Source organism: Campylobacter sp. CFSAN093246, from assembly GCF_012889415.1.
In the GTDB taxonomy this organism is placed as follows: Bacteria; Campylobacterota; Campylobacteria; order Campylobacterales; family Campylobacteraceae; genus Campylobacter_D; species Campylobacter_D jejuni.
Map to the genome: position 1 here is coordinate 389353 of NZ_CP040613.1, position 22986 is coordinate 412338.

The window sequence follows — 22986 nt, forward strand, 5'->3', positions numbered from 1 at the left end:
CTTCTTTTATTTAAAATTATACTTATAAAAACTAAAATCAATTTGATGTTAATTTTTAAGATATTTGATATTTGTATGATTTGCATTGATATTTTAAGTTTAATTTTGTAAAATTTTCATTATGGAAAAAATCAAAAATTATAAACTTATCATCATTTTACTTAGTCTTGATTTGTTGGCTTTGCTTTATGGAACTTCAACACTGAGTATTAGTGCTGATGAAGCTGATATTTATTTTGGTGAGCAGGGTAAATCACTTATTTTTTCTCATAGTTTGCTTTATTATATATCTCATTTTGGAACTTTTATTTTTGGGCAAAATGATTTTGGTTTAAGGCTTCCTTTTTTATTTTTTCATTTTTTAAGTTGTTTGCTTTTGTATTTGCTAGCTTTAAAATATACTAAAACTAAAATTGATGCTTTTTTTTCTTTATTGTTATTTGTTTTATTGCCGGGTACTGTTGCAAGTGCTTTACTGGTTAATGCCGCATCTTTGGTGATTTTTTTAACCCTTGCTATATTATGTGCTTACGAATATGAAAAAAAATGGCTTTTTTATATATTATTGATTATAGTATTATTTGTTGATAAATCTTTTAATATTTTATTTTTAACTTTTTTCTTTTTTGGGATTTATAAAAGAAATGCTATTTTATTTACCTTATCTCTTGTTTTGTTTGGAGCGAGTATCAGTTTTTATGGTTTTGATACAGGTGGTCGTCCAAGAGGTTATTTTTTAGATACCTTAGGAATTTTTGCTGCATGTTTTTCTCCTTTGGTTTTTGTGTATTTTTTTTATACTATTTATCGTTTGACTTTTCAAAAATATAAAAATTTATTATGGTTTTTAATGAGCGTAACATTTGTATTTTGTTTGTTGCTTTCTTTAAGACAAAAACTTTTTTTAGATGATTTTTTGCCTTTTTGTGTTATTTGCACTCCTTTGCTTATAAAAACTTTAATGCAAAGTTATAGGGTGAGATTACCAGTTTTTCGATTAAGGTATAAAATCTTTATAGAATGTTCTATAATTTTTTTGATATTTTGTTACTTTTTAATCGTCGCTAATCAATTATTGTATTATTTTATAAACAATCCAAATCGTCATTTTGCCAATAATTATCATTTTGCTAAAGAATTGGCACTAGAATTAAAAAAACAAGATGTTTTAGAGCTTGCAACAGCCCCAAGTTTGCAAAAAAGATTGCGATTTTATGGAATAAAAAATAGCAATAAGTTTTATTTAAAAGCTTTAAAACAAGCCGATAAGCATGATATGGACAAAAAAATTGTTAAAGTAAAACTTGGAAAATATGAAAAAGTATATCAGATTTTAAACTATGATTAAAGCTTTCAGTTTGTTGGAATTTGTGTTTATAATTCTCATTTTAGGTATAGTTTTTAATTTAGGCAGTCTTTACTTAAAAAAAGACAATCTACTAGAAGGTGCGATACAAATTCTTAATGATATCCAATATACCCAAAGTTTAGCCATGATGCAAGAAGGTATAAGAGTTGATGAGTTGACTATTGCAAAAAGAGAGTGGTTTAAAAGTAAATGGCAGATTTATTTTATAAAATCAGCTGCCACAGGTTATGATCAAACATATACTATTTTCTTGGATAAAAATGGCGATGGAAATGCTAATTTAGGTAAAACTGAAATCAATATAGATAGAGAAATTGCTGTTGATGTAATCAATCATAACAAATTAATGAATTCAGGTCAAAGTGGAGTTATTAGTAAAGATGATGAAAAAACTACACAAAGATTTAATCTTACAAAAAGATTCGGAATAGAAAAGGTTGAATTCAAAGGATCTTGTTCAGGATTTACTAGATTAGTATTTGATGAAATGGGCAGAGTGTATTCTCCGTTAAAAAATGCCAATTATGCCTATGAAAAAACTTTAGCAAAGAATAATTCAGATTGCATTATACGTTTGTTATCAAAAAAGCATGCTCTTTGTATCGTTATAGATACGCTTAGCGGTTATGTTTATATTCCAGATTTTAAAACACTTAAAAGTCAATTTGTTAATATAAAAAATAAAAATTACGAGTGCTCTAAAATATAGCCCCCATTATACTTATATAAATACTTACACAAATATTTATACTATTTAATCCTTTGTTTAATCCCCTTTTAAGTTTAATTGGTTATACTTTCATTTCCTTTTTTGAAAAAAGGACTTAAAATCTTTTAAATTATAAAGTTTCACTAGCTTAGTAGATTTTATAAATTAACTCTTTTGGTTTTTGTCTTATAAACTAAAAGCTTTTTTATAAATCTTGTTTTTTAATTTAAAAACTTTTCTTTTAAAAATGATTTTTTGTTTTGTTCTTTTAAATTAGTATTGTTATTCAAATCTTATTAGTCAATCTTTGAAATCTAAATAAGTGATCGATTGAGCCAGAACAGATTTAGGCATAAGCAATTATGTAAAATCTATTCAATCTAATAATTAAAAAGATTAAAAACTTTTCTTTTAATCTTTCATAACTTTTTCTTTGAAGAAAAAGATTAAACTATCTATAATTTTTTATGGAGAGTTTGATCCTGGCTCAGAGTGAACGCTGGCGGCGTGCCTAATACATGCAAGTCGAACGATGAAGCTTCTAGCTTGCTAGAAGTGGATTAGTGGCGCACGGGTGAGTAAGGTATAGTTAATCTGCCCTACACAAGAGGACAACAGTTGGAAACGACTGCTAATACTCTATACTCCTGCTTAACACAAGTTGAGTAGGGAAAGTTTTTCGGTGTAGGATGAGACTATATAGTATCAGCTAGTTGGTAAGGTAATGGCTTACCAAGGCTATGACGCTTAACTGGTCTGAGAGGATGATCAGTCACACTGGAACTGAGACACGGTCCAGACTCCTACGGGAGGCAGCAGTAGGGAATATTGCGCAATGGGGGAAACCCTGACGCAGCAACGCCGCGTGGAGGATGACACTTTTCGGAGCGTAAACTCCTTTTCTTAGGGAAGAATTCTGACGGTACCTAAGGAATAAGCACCGGCTAACTCCGTGCCAGCAGCCGCGGTAATACGGAGGGTGCAAGCGTTACTCGGAATCACTGGGCGTAAAGGGCGCGTAGGCGGATTATCAAGTCTCTTGTGAAATCTAATGGCTTAACCATTAAACTGCTTGGGAAACTGATAGTCTAGAGTGAGGGAGAGGCAGATGGAATTGGTGGTGTAGGGGTAAAATCCGTAGATATCACCAAGAATACCCATTGCGAAGGCGATCTGCTGGAACTCAACTGACGCTAAGGCGCGAAAGCGTGGGGAGCAAACAGGATTAGATACCCTGGTAGTCCACGCCCTAAACGATGTACACTAGTTGTTGGGGTGCTAGTCATCTCAGTAATGCAGCTAACGCATTAAGTGTACCGCCTGGGGAGTACGGTCGCAAGATTAAAACTCAAAGGAATAGACGGGGACCCGCACAAGCGGTGGAGCATGTGGTTTAATTCGAAGATACGCGAAGAACCTTACCTGGGCTTGATATCCTAAGAACCTTTTAGAGATAAGAGGGTGCTAGCTTGCTAGAACTTAGAGACAGGTGCTGCACGGCTGTCGTCAGCTCGTGTCGTGAGATGTTGGGTTAAGTCCCGCAACGAGCGCAACCCACGTATTTAGTTGCTAACGGTTCGGCCGAGCACTCTAAATAGACTGCCTTCGTAAGGAGGAGGAAGGTGTGGACGACGTCAAGTCATCATGGCCCTTATGCCCAGGGCGACACACGTGCTACAATGGCATATACAATGAGACGCAATACCGCGAGGTGGAGCAAATCTATAAAATATGTCCCAGTTCGGATTGTTCTCTGCAACTCGAGAGCATGAAGCCGGAATCGCTAGTAATCGTAGATCAGCCATGCTACGGTGAATACGTTCCCGGGTCTTGTACTCACCGCCCGTCACACCATGGGAGTTGATTTCACTCGAAGCCGGAATACTAAACTAGTTACCGTCCACAGTGGAATCAGCGACTGGGGTGAAGTCGTAACAAGGTAACCGTAGGAGAACCTGCGGTTGGATCACCTCCTTTCTAGAGTACAAAGTAATAAGTCTCACAACTATTACTTCAATATATAAACTCAATTGATTCTTGTTTAGATTTCAAAGATTGATGATAAAGCTAATTGTTTATGGGGAATTAGCTCAGCTGGGAGAGCGCCTGCTTTGCACGCAGGAGGTCAGCGGTTCGATCCCGCTATTCTCCACCATTTATTAAGGGCCTATAGCTCAGCTGGTTAGAGTGCACCCCTGATAAGGGTGAGGTCACAAGTTCAAGTCTTGTTAGGCCCACCATAAAAAAGATTTGAATAAAGAAGCTTTAAAATCTAAAGCAAGTATATAAAATAGATTAAATATAAAATATAAACTCTATACTTAGATTTATTTTTTATCTTTAACTATAAAAGAATATACTTTAATAGATATAAGTAGCATATACATTATGCATTTATATTTATAATGATTATGTTAATATATATACTTCCTTTAGGTTTTAAACCTAAATGTTCTTTTTAATTATCATTGTTAAGAGTCACAAGCAAGTTTTAATAAAAACAATTTTACAGGACTTGTTAAAGGATAAAACCTATTTATCTTTTCTTTAGTTTAACTTAACTTTTAGCTGTCTTTATTTCTATGAATAAAGAGAATATTGGATTTAAGGATTATAAATTAAAGACAAGTTTCAAACTCACAGCTTAGTTGAGACTAAATCATTTAGTTTTATATTAAGTGTTTGAATGCTTTCCGTCTTAAGATAAAGAAGTCTTATCATAAAAACTTTAACAAGGAAGTGATGCGTTTTAGAATCAATAATAAAAGGTAAAAAAAGGTAAGCTACTAAGAGCGAATGGTGGATGCCTTGACTGGTAAAGGCGATGAAGGACGTACTAGACTGCGATAAGCTACGGGGAGCTGTCAAGAAGCTTTGATCCGTAGATTTCCGAATGGGGCAACCCAATGTATAGAGATATACATTACCTATATAGGAGCGAACGAGGGGAATTGAAACATCTTAGTACCCTCAGGAAAAGAAATCAATAGAGATTGCGTCAGTAGCGGCGAGCGAAAGCGCAAGAGGGCAAACCCAGTGCTTGCACTGGGGGTTGTAGGACTGCAATGTGCAAGAGGTAAGTTTAGCAGAACATTCTGGAAAGTATAACCATAGAGGGTGATAGTCCCGTATGCGAAAAACAAACCTTAGCTAGCAGTATCCTGAGTAGGGCGGGACACGAGGAATCCTGTCTGAATCCGGGTCGACCACGATCCAACCCTAAATACTAATACCAGATCGATAGTGCACAAGTACCGTGAGGGAAAGGTGAAAAGAACTGAGGTGATCAGAGTGAAATAGAACCTGAAACCATTTGCTTACAATCATTCAGAGCCCTATGTAGCAATACAGGGTGATGGACTGCCTTTTGCATAATGAGCCTGCGAGTTGTGGTGTCTGGCAAGGTTAAGCAAACGCGAAGCCGTAGCGAAAGCGAGTCTGAATAGGGCGCTTAGTCAGATGCTGCAGACCCGAAACGAAGTGATCTATCCATGAGCAAGTTGAAGCTAGTGTAAGAACTAGTGGAGGACTGAACCCATAGGCGTTGAAAAGCCCCGGGATGACTTGTGGATAGGGGTGAAAGGCCAATCAAACTTCGTGATAGCTGGTTCTCTCCGAAATATATTTAGGTATAGCGTTGTGTCGTAATATAAGGGGGTAGAGCACTGAATGGGCTAGGGCATACACCAATGTACCAAACCCTATCAAACTCCGAATACCTTATATGTAATCACAGCAGTCAGGCGGCGAGTGATAAAATCCGTCGTCAAGAGGGAAACAACCCAGACTACCAGCTAAGGTCCCTAAATCTTACTTAAGTGGAAAACGATGTGAAGTTACTTAAACAACCAGGAGGTTGGCTTAGAAGCAGCCATCCTTTAAAGAAAGCGTAATAGCTCACTGGTCTAGTGATTTTGCGCGGAAAATATAACGGGGCTAAAGTAAGTACCGAAGCTGTAGACTTGCACACAACTTAGATTATTTAAGTTTAGAATATGAGAAACTAAGTTATATGTTTAGTTATATTTTTACTGATTTTTATAGAGTAAAGATAGAAATAAAACTTAGTAAAATCAGTAAAAATATTCTTAGACTAAAGTTAAGTAGTTTAAGTTGTGTGCAAGTGGTAGGAGAGCGTTCTATTTGCGTCGAAGGTATACCGGTAAGGAGTGCTGGAGCGAATAGAAGTGAGCATGCAGGCATGAGTAGCGATAATTAATGTGAGAATCATTAACGCCGTAAACCCAAGGTTTCCTACGCGATGCTCGTCATCGTAGGGTTAGTCGGGTCCTAAGTCGAGTCCGAAAGGGGTAGACGATGGCAAATTGGTTAATATTCCAATACCAACATTAGTGTGCGATGGAAGGACGCTTAGGGCTAAGGGGGCTAGCGGATGGAAGTGCTAGTCTAAGGTCGTAGGAGGTTATACAGGCAAATCCGTATAACAATACTCCGAGAACTGAAAGGCTTTTTGAAGTCTTCGGATGGATAGAAGAACCCCTGATGCCGTCGAGCCAAGAAAAGTTTCTAAGTTTAGCTAATGTTGCCCGTACCGTAAACCGACACAGGTGGGTGGGATGAGTATTCTAAGGCGCGTGGAAGAACTCTCTTTAAGGAACTCTGCAAAATAGCACCGTATCTTCGGTATAAGGTGTGGTTAGCTTTGTATTAGGATTTACTCCGAAAGCAAGGAAACTTACAACAAAGAGTCCCTCCCGACTGTTTACCAAAAACACAGCACTCTGCTAACTCGTAAGAGGATGTATAGGGTGTGACGCCTGCCCGGTGCTCGAAGGTTAATTGATGGGGTTAGCATTAGCGAAGCTCTTGATCGAAGCCCGAGTAAACGGCGGCCGTAACTATAACGGTCCTAAGGTAGCGAAATTCCTTGTCGGTTAAATACCGACCTGCATGAATGGCGTAACGAGATGGGAGCTGTCTCAAAGAGGGATCCAGTGAAATTGTAGTGGAGGTGAAAATTCCTCCTACCCGCGGCAAGACGGAAAGACCCCGTGGACCTTTACTACAGCTTGACACTGCTACTTGGATAAGAATGTGCAGGATAGGTGGGAGGCTTTGAGTATATGACGCCAGTTGTATATGAGCCATTGTTGAGATACCACTCTTTCTTATTTGGGTAGCTAACCAGCTTGAGTTATCCTCAAGTGGGACAATGTCTGGTGGGTAGTTTGACTGGGGCGGTCGCCTCCCAAATAATAACGGAGGCTTACAAAGGTTGGCTCAGAACGGTTGGAAATCGTTCGTAGAGTATAAAGGTATAAGCCAGCTTAACTGCAAGACATACAAGTCAAGCAGAGACGAAAGTCGGTCTTAGTGATCCGGTGGTTCTGTGTGGAAGGGCCATCGCTCAAAGGATAAAAGGTACCCCGGGGATAACAGGCTGATCTCCCCCAAGAGCTCACATCGACGGGGAGGTTTGGCACCTCGATGTCGGCTCATCGCATCCTGGGGCTGGAGCAGGTCCCAAGGGTATGGCTGTTCGCCATTTAAAGCGGTACGCGAGCTGGGTTCAGAACGTCGTGAGACAGTTCGGTCCCTATCTGCCGTGGGCGTAAGAAGATTGAAGAGATTTGACCCTAGTACGAGAGGACCGGGTTGAACAAACCACTGGTGTAGCTGTTGTTCTGCCAAGAGCATCGCAGCGTAGCTAAGTTTGGAAAGGATAAACGCTGAAAGCATCTAAGCGTGAAGCCAACTCTAAGATGAATCTTCTCTAAGCTCTCTAGAAGACTACTAGTTTGATAGGCTGGGTGTGTAATGGATGAAAGTCCTTTAGCTGACCAGTACTAATAGAGCGTTTGGCTTATCTTTAATAAAGCATCACTTCCTTGTTAAGGTTTTTAGAAGACTTTGAATATAGATAATATTTAGAGTTTAATAGAAATCTTTCAAGTAGAGTTTGTATTAGAACTTGCTCTTAACATTGTTTTTTAAGTATTCTATATAAAAACTTATCAAAGATAAAAGATAAGAAAAGAAGAAAGAGAATAAAGAAAAAAGTAAAGGAATAAAAGATTAAGTTTTATTCTTAAATTCAATTTTTCAAAGAATATTTAAATAACAATGTCCGTGATTATACAGATGTGGAAACGCCTTGCTCCATCCCGAACCAAGAAGCTAAGCACATCGTGGGTGATGATACTACGCCTTACTGGCAGGGGGAAAGTAGCTCATTGCGGACTTGTTAAATGTCTTCATTACTTACTTTATATATAAATCCTATGTTTATTTTTATTGTTGTTTTAGATGATACTTAGAATCGTGTTTAAAAAAGAGTTTGCTGCTGGTTAGGGTTTTTAGAGAGAATAGGGTGTTTTTAGGGGTTTGAAAATACTAGAAGGATAAAATTTAAAATTTTCTATGAAAAGTAAAATAAATTAAATTTTATTCACACATTCTTTAAAGACTTTTCCACGCTCTGCATAAGAGTTGAACTGATCTAAACTTGCACAAGCGGGACTTAAAAGAGCTACTTCATTGACTCTTAAGTGATTTGAAATTTCATTTACAGCTTTAGATAAAACTTCGCATTTATAGGCTTTCAAATTCGCTTTTTTTGCATAATCAAGCATTTTTTCGGTACTAATACCTATAGCATAGAGTTCTATATCAAATCCTTTCATAAAATCAAATAAATTGCTAAGATCTACACCCTTATCATCTCCCCCTATGATAAGATGGATTTTTTTATCTTTATAGCGACTAAGTGCAGCCATTACAGCACTTTCATTTGTAGCTTTAGTGTCATTTACCCAAAGCCTATTTTGACTGTCTTTAAGCTCTTCGAGTTTATTTTTTTCCATTACAAAGCTATTTAAAAGCTTATAGCTTAAAGTATCAAGTAAAATTTTTTCTATAGCTAAAGCCATGATAGCATCGAGTAAAAAAGGACTTTTAAAGGAAATTTTTTCCGTATCAATGCCAAATTTAACAGCTAGATCTTTTTCATCTTCATAGCTTATTTTATGAGCTTTTGTTGGAGTATTTGCATAAATTTTAGGCAGTATTACTACATCACATTCATTCATTCTTTTTAAAACGCTTAGCTTATCTTGAACATAATTATCAAAACTTCCATGCCAAGAAAGATGATCAGGACTTATAGGTAAAAGTGCATAAATTTCAGGTTTAGCTTTATGAGTGTAGTGTAGGGTAAAAGATGAAGTTTCAAGTATCCAAAGTTTTGCATAAGGATTAAGCTCTGCTAAAGGAGTTCCAACATTTCCACCCATAACAGCACCAATGTGTGATAATAAATGTGTAGCCATTTGTGTGGTGGTGGTTTTGCCATTGGTTCCGCTTATCCAAACGGATTTTGGCATGATATCATAAAAAAAGTCATATTCGCTTTGTAAATTTTTTGCTTTTTGAATGAGTTTGTGCTTTGGTGGAAAACCTGGACTAGGAATTTCAATATCGCTTAAATTATCATCAAAATCATTAGGATTTAAAAGTAAATTTCCTAGTGTATCTTTTTTTGTTTCTGTAAAATGATCATCATAAATATCAAAAGGTCCAAATTTATCTACTAAATTTTCAGCAATAGCACGTGTGGTTTTTCCGTATCCAAAAAGTGAAATTTTCATTATCTTAGCTTTATTGATGCAAGTGCAAGCAAATTTGAAAGTAAGGCTATCATCCAAAAACGCACTATAATTTTATTTTCCACCCAGCCAACTTTTTCAAAATGATGATGAATAGGCGCCATTTTAAATACTCTTTTATTAAAAATTTTAAAACTTCCAACTTGTAAAATTACAGAAACAGTTTCAAGAACAAAAACAAAACCTATGAGTAAAAGTAAAATTTCATTTTTGCTAATAACGGCTAAAAATCCTATAAAGCCACCTAAAGCTAAACTTCCACTATCTCCCATAAAAACTTGTGCAGGATAACAGTTGTACCATAAAAATCCCATTAAAGCACCAATTAGCGCTGCACAAATAATCACTACTTCACCAAGTCCTTGAATTTTTGGCAAAAGTAGATATTCACTATAATTTAAATTTCCACTCAAATATAAGAATATCCCTAAAGTAGATAAAGAAAAAATGCCTGGAACTGTAGCTAAGCCATCAAGTCCATCGGTTAAATTTACAGCATTAGAGCTAGAAATTAAAACCAAAATCCAAAAAGCAATGGCAAAAATTTCCATATCAAAAAGAGGGTGTTTATAAAAAGGTATAAAAAGTTCCGTGCTAAGCTCTGAACTAAAATATAAAGGTAAGATGCAGATAAGTCCAGCGATGATTTGTGCTAAAAGCTTCATTCTTGGACTAAGTCCTGAATGATTATCTTTTTTTAGAACTTTGCCTAAATCATCTATGAGTCCTATCAAACAAAAAAGTATCAAACAAAGTAAAGCACTTATAGCAAAAATATTATCAAATTTGATACAAAATAAACTTGCGATTACTGCAGAACTGATGAAAATAAGCCCACCCATGGTTGGAGTATGGCATTTGGTTTTATGAGTTTCTGGGGCGTATTCGTAAATAGGTTGACTAGCATTTTTAGCTTTTGCCCAAGTAATAAATTTAGGCATTAAAAATAAAGACAAACATAAAGCGATAAAAAATGCAAATCCTGCACGCACACTAATATAAGTAAAAAAAGCATAATGACTTAAATCTGAAAGATAATACAAAACCTAGCCTTCTTTTTGGTTTTTAAAAGTTTAATTTTAGTAAAATCTAACCAAAAAAATTCTTATAAAAGAGAGAAAAATGAAGCAAAAATGCGTTTTAATTATTACAGATGGAATAGGGTATAATAAGAATAGTAAGTTTAATGCTTTTGAAGCAGCTAAAAAACCAAGTTATGAAAAGCTTTTTAAGGAAGTCCCAAATTCTTTACTAAAAACGAGTGGTTTAGCTGTAGGTTTGCCAGAAGGGCAGATGGGAAATAGTGAAGTAGGGCATATGTGTATAGGAAGCGGGCGTATTATTTATCAAAATTTAGTGCGTATTAATAAAGCCATTGAAAACAAAGAACTTGAAAAAAATGAGAATTTAAAAAAACTTTTAGCAAAATGTAAAAGAGTGCATATTATAGGGCTTTATAGTGATGGCGGGGTACATTCTATGGATACGCATTTTAAAGCCATGCTTGAAATTTGTGCGAAAAATGGCAATGAAGTTTTTGCTCACGCAATCACTGATGGGCGTGATGTAAGTCCAAAAAGTGGCTTAAATTTCATAAAAGATTTAAAAGAATTTTGTGAAAACTTAGGCGTGCATTTTGCTACGCTTTGTGGGCGTTTTTATGCTATGGATAGAGATAAGCGTTGGGATAGGGTAAAAGAGTATTATGAGTGCTTGTTAGGTAAGGCTTATAAAGTGCCAAATTTATTAGAATACCTACAAAAATCTTACGATGAAAATGTTACTGATGAGTTTATCAAAGCAGCTCAAAATGAGAATTACAAGGGCATGAGAGAAGAAGATGGCATTATCTTTATCAACTTTAGAAATGATAGAATGAAACAACTTGTTGAAGTGTTAAATTCTAAGGATTTTAAAGAGTTTGAACGCGAAAAAATCTTTGAAAATTTACTTACTATGAGTGTTTATGATGATAAATTTAAACTCCCTGTGCTTTTTGAAAAAGAAAAAATTGAAAATACTTTAGCGCAAGTGATTTCTAAAGCAGGGCTTAGTCAGCTTCATACCGCAGAAACCGAAAAATACGCCCATGTAACTTTCTTTTTTAATGGCGGAAAAGAAGAGCTTTTAGAAAATGAAACAAGGGTTTTAATCCCAAGCCCCAAGGTAAAAACTTATGATGAAAAACCCCAAATGAGTGCTTTTGAAGTGTGTGATGCAGTGAAAAAAGGCATAGAAAAGGGTGAGGATTTTATAGTGGTAAATTTTGCAAATGGAGATATGGTTGGACATACAGGTGATTTTAATGCTACTATAAAGGCTGTTGAAGCGGTGGATACTTGTTTAGGCGAGATTTTAGAATGTGCAAAAAAGCATGATTATGCTTTTATCATTACAAGTGATCATGGAAATTGCGAGGCTATGCAAGATGAAAAAGGAAATTTGCTTACCAATCACACCACTTTTGATGTTTTTGTTTTTGTGCAAGCAAGGGGAGTTTCAAAGATTAAAGATAATATGGGGCTGAGTAATATAGCTGCAAGCGTGCTTAAAATTTTAGACTTAGAAATTCCAAAAGAAATGAATGAGGCTTTATTTTAGTTTGTTTGCCTTTTTTATAAGAAATTTGTTAAGATTGCAATTTTTAAAATTAAACTTATTAAGGATAGATAATGAAATTTAGTGGAAAAAATGTTTTAATTACTGGAGCAAGTAAGGGAATAGGTGCTTCTATCGCAAAAACTTTGGCAGGTTTTGGGCTTAAAGTTTGGATCAATTATCGTTCAAAACCTGAACTTGCAGATGCTTTAAAAGATGAAATTATTGCAAGTGGTGGTGTTGCTGCTGTGATTAAATTTGATGCAAGCAAAGAAGATGAGTTTGAAAACGGCGTAAAAACTATAGTTGAGAGTGATGGAGAGTTAAGTTATCTTGTAAATAACGCAGGAGTTACAAATGATAAACTTGCTTTAAGAATGAAATTAGAGGACTTTAGTGGCGTTGTGGATACGAATTTAAGCTCAGCTTTTTTAGGTTGTAGAGAAGCTTTAAAAACCATGAGTAAAAAACGCTTTGGTGCTGTTGTAAATATCGCTTCTATTGTCGGAGAAATGGGCAATGCTGGGCAAGTAAATTATTCTGCTAGTAAGGGTGGAATGATAGCTATGACTAAATCTTTTGCTAAAGAAGGAGCAAGTAGAAATTTACGCTTTAATTGCGTAACTCCAGGTTTTATAAAAAGCGATATGACTGAAGTTTTAAGCAATGAAATCAAACAAACCTATCAAGATAATATCCCTTTAAAACGCTTTGCAGAGCCTGAAGAAGTAGCTAATTGTGTAGCGTTTTTACTTAGTGATTATGCCTCTTATGTGACAGGCGATGTGCTTAAGATCAATGGTGGTTTATATATGTAAGGAAAAATGATGGATTTAAAAGAAATAGCACAATTTTTAGATGATAATGCACCAGCATTTTTAGCCACTTTAGGAACTTGTGGAAATCCTAGAGTGCGTCCTATACAAAGTCCATTGCTTGTGGGAGATAAAATTTATTTTTGCACAGCAAATACAAAAGGACTTTTTAAGCATATAAAAAATTATAATGATATTGAATTTTGTTCTTGTGCAAAAGATGGGACTTTTTTAAGACTTAGAGCTAATGCGGTTTTTGAACCAAATTTAGAAGTTAAAAAAATGATGTTTAAAAAATATCCTTATCTTGTAAATCTTTATGAAACTCCGCAAAATCCAAAATTTGAAGTTTTTTATCTTGATCATTTAAGCGCTAGAATGCAATTTATGAATGGAGAATTTAAGCTTTTTAAGGCTTAATGATTTGATAATTTTATTAACTATATATTAATTAAGATAAATATTATCTTAATTAATATTAACTTTTTGTTATTTTTTTAAGGTATAATCATTCCGTTTAATTTGCAAGGAATAGATTATGATATATTGCAAAAATTTTTTAATATTTATTTTATTATATTCATCTATCTTCTTTGATTACTTATCTTATGCTTTTTTATATTTACTAAATTATAAATTTGTTTTTAATCCATTTTATATTGAAAGGAGAGTTTGTTTTTGGATTTTTGGCATGCGGTTATGTAAGATTGACTTACATTAAAAATTATTATTAATTTTTTTAAATAAGGAGAATGATATGGGTGAATTTTCTAGAAGAGATTTTATAAAAACAGCCTGTATTAGTGTAGGAGCTTTAGCTGCAAGTTCAAGTGGAGTTTATGCTTTAGATGATTCATCTAAGATGGATAAAGATATAAATTTACCTTCTTGCGATGTTTTGGTAATTGGATCAGGTGGAGCAGGTTTGTGTGCTGCAGCCGCAGTGAGAAAAGAAAATCCAAAATTAAGCGTTGTAGTAGCTACAAAGATGATGCCATCGCGTAACGCAACTTGTATGGCAGAGGGTGGAATTAATGGAGTTACTGATTTTTCTAATGGAGATTCCTATAAATTACATGCTTATGATACTATTAAAGGCGGAGCTTATTTGGTAGATCAAGACGCGGCTTTAAAATTTTGCGAATTAGCTGGAAAGGCTATTTTTAATATGGATTTTATAGGAACCTTGTTTTCAAGAAATGAGCAAGGTGGAGTAGCTCAGCGTTTAATGGGAGGAGCTTCTAAGAAACGCTGTAACTATTCTGCAGATAAAACAGGTCATATTTTAATGCATTCTTGTTTAGATGATGCTATTAGTAGTGGTGTGAAATTTTTAATGGATCATGAACTTTTGGATATAGGTGTTGTGGATGGAAAATGCGAGGGTGTCGTTTTAAGAGATATACAAAGCGGTGGAATTTATCCTGTGTTATGCAAAGCTTTGGTGATTGCTACAGGGGGATACACAAGGATATTTTATAATAGAACTTCAACTCCTTTTATTGCCACAGGAGATGGTGTGGCAGCTGCTCTTAGAGCAGGACTTGGTTTTGAAGATCCTGAGATGATACAATTTCACCCAACAGGAGTTGCAAATGGTGGAACTCTTATTACAGAAGCGGCGCGCGGTGAAGGGGGATATCTTTTAAATAATCGTGGTGAGCGTTTTATGAAAAATTACCATGAAAAAATGGAGCTTGCACCGCGAGATGTGGTTGCGCGTGCTATAGAAACAGAAATTCGTGAAGGTAGAGGTTATGGCGAGGGACTTGGAGCTTATGTTTTGTGCGATGTACGCCACTTAGGAAAAGAAAAAATTTTAAAAGATTTACCAAAAATTCGTCACACTGCAATGCTTTTTGAAAATATTGATTTAGTAGATACTCCTGTACCTATCCGTCCAACGGCGCATTATTCTATGGGTGGAATTGAAGTGGCTAAATTTGAAGATATGAGTACTAAAATTGCTGGAATTTATGTAGGTGGAGAAGCTTCTTGCATTTCTATACATGGAGCTAATAGACTAGGGGGAAATTCTTTAGCCGATGCAGTTGTAACAGGGCATTTAGCAGGCATTGGTGCGACAAATTATGCTAAAGATGCAAGTTTTGGAAAAGGGGCAAAAACTCATGAACTTGCTCAAAAATGGCAGGTTAGATTTAAAGAAATTACAAATAATGGCGGAAATGGTCAAGAAATGTATGAATTGCGAGAAGAGCTAGGAAGTCAAAATTGGGATAATATGGGGATTTTTAGAACTCAAGAAAAACTCGATCTTCTAGCAAAAAAATTAGAAGATATACAAGCGAGATATGAAAAAATTCGTATTCCAAATCCTAATGAAGTGATGAATACTGCTTTTACAGATTATGTAGAGCTTGGTAATTTGATTTTACTTTCTCGCTGTGCTTGTTTAGCAGCTAGAAATAGACTTGAAAGCCGTGGGGCTCATACTAGAGAAGATTATCCAAAGCGAGATGATAAAAATTTCTTAAAACATAGCATTGTAAATTTAGAAAATGATGAATTAAAACTTAGTTATAAAGATGTCGTGGTAACTGAGTTTTCACTTGATGGAAGGAGAGTACAATGAAAATTATCATAGATCGTTTTAATGGCAAGGAAAAATATGAACAAAGTTATGATATTGATGATAAGGATATACAAGGGAAAACTCTGCTCTCTCTTTTGCTTTTTATCAAAAAAACAAAAGATATTACTTTAAATTTTACCGCCTCTTGTCAATCTGCAATTTGTGGGGCTTGTGCAGTTCGTGTGAATGGGCATTCTTATCTTGCTTGTGATACTAAAATGCAAGATTTGTTAAAAGAATATGATAATCCTTCAAGTATACGCATTTCTCCGCTTGGAAATTTTAGAGTAATTTCTGATTTAATTGTGGATTGGGAACCTTCTATAGAAAATTTAAGAAAAATTCGTCCTGCCATGGTGGCAAAAAATGAATTTTCAGCGGAAAAGGGCTGTAAACAAAGTCAAGAAGAATTTGATCGTATTAGCAAGCAATGGGATTGTATTTTATGTGGTAGCTGTGCTTCAGAGTGTAATAAATTAGAAGCAGATAGTAGCGATTATATGCAACCTTTTGTTTTTACTCATGCTTGGCGTGCAGCGGCGGACTCTCGAGGTAAGGATCCTATGTTGCATGTAAAACCCAGCGTAATGAATGGACTTTGGCTTTGTGTTCATTGTCAAGAGTGCGCTGATCGTTGTCCAAAGGGTATAAGTTCAGTAAGTGATATAGCAAATTTAAGAGTGATGGCGATTAAAAAAGGTTTAAATGAAGGCTTAGGGCCTGATCATGCTGAAGCTTTTTATAAAGATTTAGTTGAAGGTTCAGGACGCTTGAATGAAATTTATCTTGCTTTGCGTTCTGAGGGTGTTATAGGTTCTATGGGTAAAACAGATATAGCTTTTAAACTTATGCGTGCAGGAAAAATGAATCCTATGCATGTTTTTGGCGAGGGTGAAATAGAAGGGTATAAAGATTTGGTTAAAATGATAAAGGCGGCACAAGAAGCTGCTGTTAAGGAGTAAAATATGCAAAAAGAGTACGCTTTTTTTCCAGGTTGTGTTTTATCTCAAGCTGCAAAAGAATCTAAAATTTCACTTGAAGCTATTGCACCTATTTTGGGTTGGAAGTTGAATGAAATTAAGGGGTGGAGTTGTTGTGGGGCTTCTCAAGCGCAGTGTGTTGATCCTATTGCGACTTTGGTAGCTAATGCAAGAAATATTGCTTTAGCAGAAGAGATGAAAATGCCAATGCTTACAACTTGTAGTACTTGTATGCTAACTTTAACTAAAGCAAAAAATACTCTTGATAAGGGTGCAAAAGAACGCATCAATATTTTTTTAGCACAAGGTGGAATGAAATATCAAGGTTCAACGCCTATTACAAGTCTTTTGTGGGAGCTTTATGAGGATTTGGATAATTTAAAAAGCAAGGTGAAAAAGCCGCTTTCAAATTTAAAAGTAGCTTTATTTTATGGTTGCCATAGTTTAAGACCTGAAGATGCTTTCGGTAAAAAAGAAAGTTCAACCAATCCAAAAAGTTTTGAAAGTGTAGTAGAAGTTTTAGGGGCTAAAATAGTTCCTTTTGAAAAACGCCTTGATTGTTGTGGTTTTCATGCTTCTTATCCTGCAGAAAAATCTGTGAAAAAAATGTCTAGTCAAATTGTCAATAATGCAAGTGAAAATCAAGCTGATTGTGTTGTAACACCTTGTCCACTTTGTCAAATGCAGCTTGATATCTATCAAGAAAGATTTCAAGATTATACTAATTCTAAAGCAAGATTGCCTATTATTCATTTATCACAATTAGTAGGACTTGCATTAGGACTTTCTAAAGAAATGGTTGGTTTAGATTATAATATTATTGATGCAAGTAAAATTGCATAAAAACATGGGCAAAAAGCCCATGTTTAAAGATTTAATTCCATTCTTAAAGAATGCTCCCAAAAAGCCACTTCTAAGCGTGTTACAGTATGAAAAATTTCGCTGAGTTTTTGGAATTTTTGTGCACCAACACTTGAAGTATAAGAATTAACAAAATCTTCAAATTCTTTAGCTTCATTTTGAAAATTTTCACTTCCATAGGTCAAAATCCATTCCTTGTAAGGATGATCTTTTAAATTTTCATTTTTTAAACGATTTATAATTTCAGCACCTATTTTTGCATAGCCTATAGCGCAAGCACTAAGAGCAACTAACATATCTAAAAAATCTCCATTTTCACCTACGCTTAACATATAACGCGAATAGGCTATATTGACTAAACTTTCATCTTTTATATCGAGTTCATCTGCATTAATGCCAAGAGATAAAATTGCACGATGAAGTTCCATTTCTCCTTCAACTATATAATTTTGAAATTTCATAGCAAAACGAAGTTCTTTTGCAGTATTTGAGTTAAGTGCTAATCTTGCATAACATTTTGCGTAATTAAGCAAATAAATATAATCTTGCTTGAGATAAAAAAGAAAATTTTCTTGCTTTAGGCTTTTATCTTCCAATTTTTTAACAAAATCATGATGTAGATAAGCATTCCAAATTTTTTGATTTTCTTTGATTAAATTAGAGAAAAGCATCATTTTTCCTTTATGTTTTAATATTTTATTTTCAAGTATAATGAAAAACTATAAATATTTTAAGCTTTTTATAGTAAAATACGCTTTATTTTAATTTTTTAAAGGAGAACAAATGGCAACATTTGATGATGTAAAAGCAGTAGTAGTAGAGCAATTAAGTATTGATGCAGATGCAGTTAAAATGGAATCAAAAATTATTGAAGATTTAGGTGCTGATTCTTTAGATGTTGTAGAGCTTATTATGGCTTTAGAAGAAAAATTTGAAGTAGAAATTCCAGATAGTGATGCTGAAAAATTAATTAAAATTGAAGATGTTGTAAATTATATTGACAATCTAAAAAAATAATTTTTTTTCTTGCAAGGAGCTTATTCTTGAAAAGAGTTGTAGTTACAGGTATTGGTATGATCAATGCCCTTGGTTTAGATAAAGAAAGTTCATTTAAAGCAATTTGCAATGGAGAAAGCGGAGTAAATAAAATTACTCTTTTTGATGCTACGGACTTTCCTGTTCAAATTGCAGCTGAAGTTAAAAATTTTGATCCATTAGAGGTTGTTGATGGCAAAGAAGTAAAAAAAATTGACCGTTTCATACAACTTGGAATTAAAGCAGCAAGAGAAGCAATGCAGGATGCTGGATTTAGTGAAGAATTAGATAAAGAAGAATTTGGCATTGTTTCGGCTTCTGGTATTGGAGGTTTGCCTAACATAGAAAAAAATTCCATTATTTGTTCCGAGCGAGGTCCGCGTAAAATTTCCCCTTTTTTCATACCTTCAGCACTTGTAAATATGTTAGGAGGTTTGATTTCTATAGAGCATGGACTTAAAGGGCCAAATATTTCTTGTGTTACAGCTTGTGCAGCAGGAACTCATGCTATAGGAGAAGCTTATAAAAGTATAGCTTTGGGAAATGCTAAAAAGATGTTAGTCATAGGTGCAGAAGCTGCGATTTGTCCTGTGGGTATAGGTGGTTTTGCTTCAATGAAAGCTTTATCAACTAGAAATGAAGATCCACAGCATGCTTCAAGACCATTTGACAAAGAAAGAGATGGTTTTGTCATGGGAGAAGGTGCTGGAGCTTTAGTTTTTGAGGAATATGAAGAGGCTAAAAAACGCGGTGCTACGATTTATGCTGAATTAATTGGATTTGGAGAAAGTGCAGATGCGCATCATATTACTTCACCAACTTTAGATGGGCCTTTAAGGGCTATGAAAAAAGCTTTAAATATGGCAGGGAATCCAAAGGTAGATTATATCAATGCACATGGAACTTCAACCCCTGTAAATGACAAAAATGAAACAGCAGCAATTAAAGAGCTTTTTGGCAATAATATCCCGCTTATAAGTTCCACCAAAGGACAAACAGGTCATTGCTTGGGTGCTGCAGGTGCAATTGAAGCAGTTGTTAGTGTTATGGTTTTAAGAGATGGGGTAGTTCCACCTACAATCAATCAGCTTGTAAAAGATGATGAATGTGATCTTGATTATATTCCAAATATATCAAGAAAAGTAGATTTAAAAGTGGTGATGAGTAATTCTTTTGGTTTTGGTGGCACAAATGGCTGTGTTGTATTTAAAAAAGTAGATTAATATGGCTTCTTATTTAGATTTTGAAAAAAATATTCAGCAAATTGACGAGGACATTATCAATGCTCAGATTAAAGGAGATACTGAAGCTGTATCAATTTTAAAGAAAAATCTTGAAAAAGAAATTTCTAAAACTTATAAGAATTTAAGTGATTTTCAGCGTTTGCAATTAGCGCGTCATCCAGATCGCCCTTATGCTCTTGACTATATTGAACTTATTTTAAATGACGCTCACGAAATACATGGTGATCGTGCCTTTAGAGATGATCCTGCTATTGTTTGTTTTATGGGTTATTTAGGAGAGAAAAAAATAATTGTAATTGGTGAGCAAAAAGGACGTGGAACAAAAGATAAAATCGCTAGAAATTTTGGGATGCCACATCCTGAAGGATATCGCAAAGCCTTAAGAGTAGCAGGACTTGCAGAGAAATTTCAAATTCCTATTTTATTTTTGATAGATACTCCAGGTGCTTATCCTGGAATAGGTGCTGAAGAAAGAGGACAAAGTGAAGCTATCGCTAGAAATTTATATGAATTAAGTGATTTGAAAATACCGACCATTGCTATAGTTATCGGAGAAGGCGGTAGTGGCGGGGCGTTAGCTATAGGGGTTGCAGATAAACTTGCAATGATGAAAAATTCTGTTTTTTCAGTAATTTCTCCTGAAGGTTGCGCTGCAATACTTTGGAATGATCCTGCAAAAAGTGAAGCTGCAACCAAAGCTATGAAAGTAACAGCTGATGATTTAAAATCTCAAGGTTTAATTGATGATGTGATAGACGAACCTACAAATGGTGCACATCGCAATAAAGAAGCTGCAGCAGTAGCTATTGCTGATTATGTAAAAAAATCCCTAAATGAACTTGAAAATATTGATGTACGAGAACTTTCTGCAAATCGTATGCAGAAAATTTTAAAGCTTGGAGCCTATCAAGAGGCTTAGGCTTTTACTTCGCTTTTTTAAATAATTTTATTATTTATAATTGTTATCAAAATTAAGTTAATTAAAAGTATTCTTTTTTTATACTCCAAAAATGATTTTAAATATCAAAATAATTTTTTTTAAAGGAATTAATTTGACTCAAATCAAAAATATGAAATTTAAAAAAAGTTTACTGTGTTTTTTAATTTTATCTGGAGCTTTGTTAAAAGCAGAAGAAACATATCAACTTAATGATGTTGTGGTTAGCGCTAGTGGTTTTGAACAAGATTTGGTTGATGCGCCTGCTAGTATTTCTATCATTACAAAAGAAGAGCTTGAAAAAAAGCCAATTAAGGATATAGGGGAGGCTATAGGAGATATTCCAGGTGTAGATGTGACTATGGATAAAACAGGCACTTATGATTTTAGCATACGAGGTTTTGGTAGTTCTTATACTCTAGTTTTAATTGATGGAAAACGTCAAAGTGTTGCAAATGGGTTTTATACTAATGTTTTTAAAGGCAGTGAGTCAGGATATCTGCCGCCTTTATCTATGATAGAGCGTATCGAGGTTATACGTGGTCCAGCTTCTACACTTTATGGCAGTGATGCTGTAGGCGGTGTGATAAATATTATCACCAAGAAAAATCCTGATAAAATCGAAGCAAATATAGAATTTAATACTCTTTTGCAACAGCACTCTAATCACTATGGCAATGCGGGCGGTTTTAATGCTTATGTAGCAACTCCTTTGATTGAAGATACATTATCAATTTCTGCAAGGTTGAAGTATTATGATAAGGCAGCTTCTGATTTAAAATGGCCTACACCGGTTTGGAATAATAACAATCAAAAACCTGATAATTACCAACAAAGACCTGATAATTACCAAATTGCTATTCATAGTCCAGGTGCTTTTACTAGCTTAGGTTTTGGTTCTAGGCTTAATTGGACAGTAGATGATAAAAATAATATATATTTTGATATAGAGCGATATATTAATGAAATTTCAGTGAATTCTATAAGTAGTAGGGCTATTAAAAGTGAAAAACAACTTTTTAAGGATAATATTGTTTTAAATCATGATGGTAACTATGATTTTGGTTCAACTAACTCATATTTACAATATGGTAGCACTAAGGATAAGGAATTACATAGTCAAATTTGGGTAGGAGAAGGTAAGGTTGTTTTACCTTGGAATTTAGGTCAATACGGTAATTTAGTAAATACCTTTGGTGCAAGGATTGATTATGAGATGTTAAAAAATGATCAAGCAAGCGCAGGTAGTTAAATAAGAGGTAAAAATCTTGATCAAACCATGGTTGCGCTTTATGGGGAAAATGAGTATTTTATAACCGATGATTTGATTTTTACTACAGGTTTGCGTTATATTTATAGCAATTTGTTTGATTCTGAATTTACCCCTAGGATTTATTTGGTTTATCACTTAAATGATAATATAGCCTTTAAAGGAGGTGTTTCAAAAGGCTATAAAACTCCTTCTGCCAAGCAGTTGACAAATGGATATTATAATTATGCCAATGGCAATGCTCTTTTTGGAAACCCTGACTTAAAACCAGAAGAAAGTATAAATTATGAATTGGGTGCTGATTTTAGGGTATTTGATTTTGCACATTATTCTATCACAGGATTTATTACTGATTTTACAAATCAAATCAGTAGTGAATATTTAACAGGTATGTAAAATGGTATTAATTGTAGCAATGGCACTGTTTGTAAGCGTCCTATTAATCTTGGAAAAACACAGACTAAAGGTATAGAATTTGCATTTAATACCAAAACTTACAATGGTTTTAGCCTAAATTCAAGTTATACTTTTATGGATAATCGCTATAAAGATAGTCAAAAAAATTGGTTTGGTGGTGATAGAATAGAAAATTTACCAAGGCATATAGCAATGTTAAAATTAAACTATGAGCGAGGTAAATTTAATTCCTATATAAAAACACGAGCAAGACTCGATACTATAGCTAAAGCAAGAGTTGGTGGTAATGGTAGTTTGCCATGGCAAAAATATAAGCCTTTTTATATAGTAGATTTAGGGATAAATTATAAAATCAATAAGCAATCTAGCTTAAGTTTTGCAGTGCAAAATCTTTTTGATAAAAATTTCTTTGATCCGCAAGTTACAAGATGGGATGGGGCTAATCCTGCTGGATATGCAAATCGCTATCAAGATTATACAGAAGGAAGAAGTTTTTGGTTAAGTTATAAATATGATTTTTAATTTTTTAAGGC

At 34.5% G+C, this 22986-nt stretch carries 15 protein-coding genes, 2 tRNA genes, 3 rRNA genes and 1 pseudogene; 18 read left to right on the forward strand and 3 right to left on the reverse strand.

The features are described from left to right. Positions 1–121 precede the first annotated feature (121 nt). The 7 genes from FBE87_RS02065 to rrf all read left to right on the forward strand — a co-directional run bounded on the left by FBE87_RS02065 (position 122) and on the right by rrf (position 8281). Complete coding sequence (locus tag FBE87_RS02065) at positions 122–1348, forward strand: membrane protein (protein WP_002868718.1); 1227 nt, start codon at positions 122–124, stop codon at positions 1346–1348. Further along, positions 1341–2078: a hypothetical protein gene (locus tag FBE87_RS02070; RefSeq protein ID WP_002868719.1), complete on the forward strand. Its 738-nt coding sequence runs from the start codon at positions 1341–1343 to the stop codon at positions 2076–2078. The genes FBE87_RS02065 and FBE87_RS02070 overlap by 8 nt, the downstream gene beginning before the upstream one ends. A gap of 464 nt (positions 2079–2542) precedes the next feature. Beyond that, positions 2543–4055: ribosomal RNA gene (locus FBE87_RS02075) — 16S ribosomal RNA — on the forward strand. 102 nt (positions 4056–4157) lie between these two features. Continuing rightward, positions 4158–4233: transfer RNA gene (locus FBE87_RS02080), tRNA-Ala, on the forward strand. Positions 4234–4241: 8 nt separating this feature from the next. Further along, positions 4242–4318, forward strand: a tRNA-Ile gene (locus tag FBE87_RS02085). A gap of 536 nt (positions 4319–4854) precedes the next feature. Next, a 23S ribosomal RNA gene (locus tag FBE87_RS02090) occupies positions 4855–7910 on the forward strand. 254 nt (positions 7911–8164) lie between these two features. After that, positions 8165–8281 (forward strand): 5S ribosomal RNA (gene rrf, locus FBE87_RS02095). Together the 16S, 23S and 5S rRNA genes with 2 tRNA genes alongside form the textbook arrangement of a ribosomal RNA operon. 195 nt (positions 8282–8476) lie before the next feature. Here rrf and murD read toward each other — a convergent pair. Further along, complete coding sequence (gene murD / locus FBE87_RS02100; protein ID WP_002858617.1) at positions 8477–9685, reverse strand: UDP-N-acetylmuramoyl-L-alanine--D-glutamate ligase; 1209 nt, start codon at positions 9683–9685, stop codon at positions 8477–8479. Then, a complete protein-coding gene (gene mraY / locus FBE87_RS02105; protein WP_002858494.1) occupies positions 9685–10746 on the reverse strand; it encodes a phospho-N-acetylmuramoyl-pentapeptide-transferase in 1062 nt (353 codons plus the stop codon). The genes murD and mraY overlap by 1 nt, the downstream gene beginning before the upstream one ends. 79 nt (positions 10747–10825) lie before the next feature. Here mraY and gpmI point away from each other — a divergent pair, with 79 nt between their 5' ends. The 7 genes from gpmI (at position 10826) to sdhE (ending at position 17532) form a co-directional block, all read left to right on the forward strand. Continuing rightward, positions 10826–12304: a 2,3-bisphosphoglycerate-independent phosphoglycerate mutase gene (gene gpmI, locus FBE87_RS02110; protein ID WP_002858599.1), complete on the forward strand. Its 1479-nt coding sequence runs from the start codon at positions 10826–10828 to the stop codon at positions 12302–12304. Next, entirely contained in the window at positions 12288–12386 is a 99-nt protein-coding gene (locus FBE87_RS09350; RefSeq protein ID WP_002869268.1) for a hypothetical protein, read from the forward strand. The genes gpmI and FBE87_RS09350 overlap by 17 nt, the downstream gene beginning before the upstream one ends. After that, positions 12376–13119, forward strand: coding sequence for a 3-oxoacyl-ACP reductase FabG (fabG, locus tag FBE87_RS02115; RefSeq protein ID WP_002858551.1), 744 nt, complete (start codon positions 12376–12378; stop codon positions 13117–13119). The genes FBE87_RS09350 and fabG overlap by 11 nt, the downstream gene beginning before the upstream one ends. A 6-nt stretch (positions 13120–13125) precedes the next feature. After that, a complete protein-coding gene (locus FBE87_RS02120; RefSeq protein WP_010891857.1) occupies positions 13126–13536 on the forward strand; it encodes a pyridoxamine 5'-phosphate oxidase family protein in 411 nt (136 codons plus the stop codon). A 337-nt stretch (positions 13537–13873) separates the two neighbouring features. Beyond that, positions 13874–15709: an 8-methylmenaquinol:fumarate reductase flavoprotein subunit gene (gene sdhA, locus FBE87_RS02125; RefSeq protein WP_002868200.1), complete on the forward strand. Its 1836-nt coding sequence runs from the start codon at positions 13874–13876 to the stop codon at positions 15707–15709. Next, a complete protein-coding gene (gene sdhB, locus FBE87_RS02130) occupies positions 15706–16671 on the forward strand; it encodes an 8-methylmenaquinol:fumarate reductase iron-sulfur subunit (protein WP_002889654.1) in 966 nt (321 codons plus the stop codon). Before sdhA ends, sdhB begins: the two co-directional genes overlap by 4 nt. A 3-nt stretch (positions 16672–16674) precedes the next feature. Continuing rightward, positions 16675–17532: an 8-methylmenaquinol:fumarate reductase membrane anchor subunit gene (sdhE, locus tag FBE87_RS02135; RefSeq protein ID WP_002855106.1), complete on the forward strand. Its 858-nt coding sequence runs from the start codon at positions 16675–16677 to the stop codon at positions 17530–17532. A 23-nt stretch (positions 17533–17555) separates the two neighbouring features. Here sdhE and tenA read toward each other — a convergent pair whose 3' ends face one another. Beyond that, complete coding sequence (tenA, locus tag FBE87_RS02140) at positions 17556–18224, reverse strand: thiaminase II (protein ID WP_002864183.1); 669 nt, start codon at positions 18222–18224, stop codon at positions 17556–17558. A 109-nt stretch (positions 18225–18333) separates the two neighbouring features. Here tenA and acpP point away from each other — a divergent pair, with 109 nt between their 5' ends. From acpP to FBE87_RS09170, 4 genes and pseudogenes are all read left to right on the forward strand, one after another. Beyond that, positions 18334–18567 (forward strand): acyl carrier protein, encoded by a 234-nt coding sequence (acpP, locus tag FBE87_RS02145; protein WP_002854831.1) that lies wholly within the window; start codon positions 18334–18336, stop codon positions 18565–18567. A gap of 26 nt (positions 18568–18593) precedes the next feature. Beyond that, a complete protein-coding gene (locus tag FBE87_RS02150) occupies positions 18594–19808 on the forward strand; it encodes a beta-ketoacyl-ACP synthase II (RefSeq protein ID WP_002858574.1) in 1215 nt (404 codons plus the stop codon). Between the two features lies 1 nt (position 19809). Next, on the forward strand, positions 19810–20748 hold the full coding sequence (gene accA / locus FBE87_RS02155; protein WP_002858530.1) for an acetyl-CoA carboxylase carboxyl transferase subunit alpha: 939 nt from the start codon (positions 19810–19812) through the stop codon (positions 20746–20748). A gap of 142 nt (positions 20749–20890) precedes the next feature. Continuing rightward, positions 20891–22975 (forward strand): annotated as a pseudogene (locus FBE87_RS09170) (TonB-dependent receptor). Positions 22976–22986: the final 11 nt, after the last annotated feature.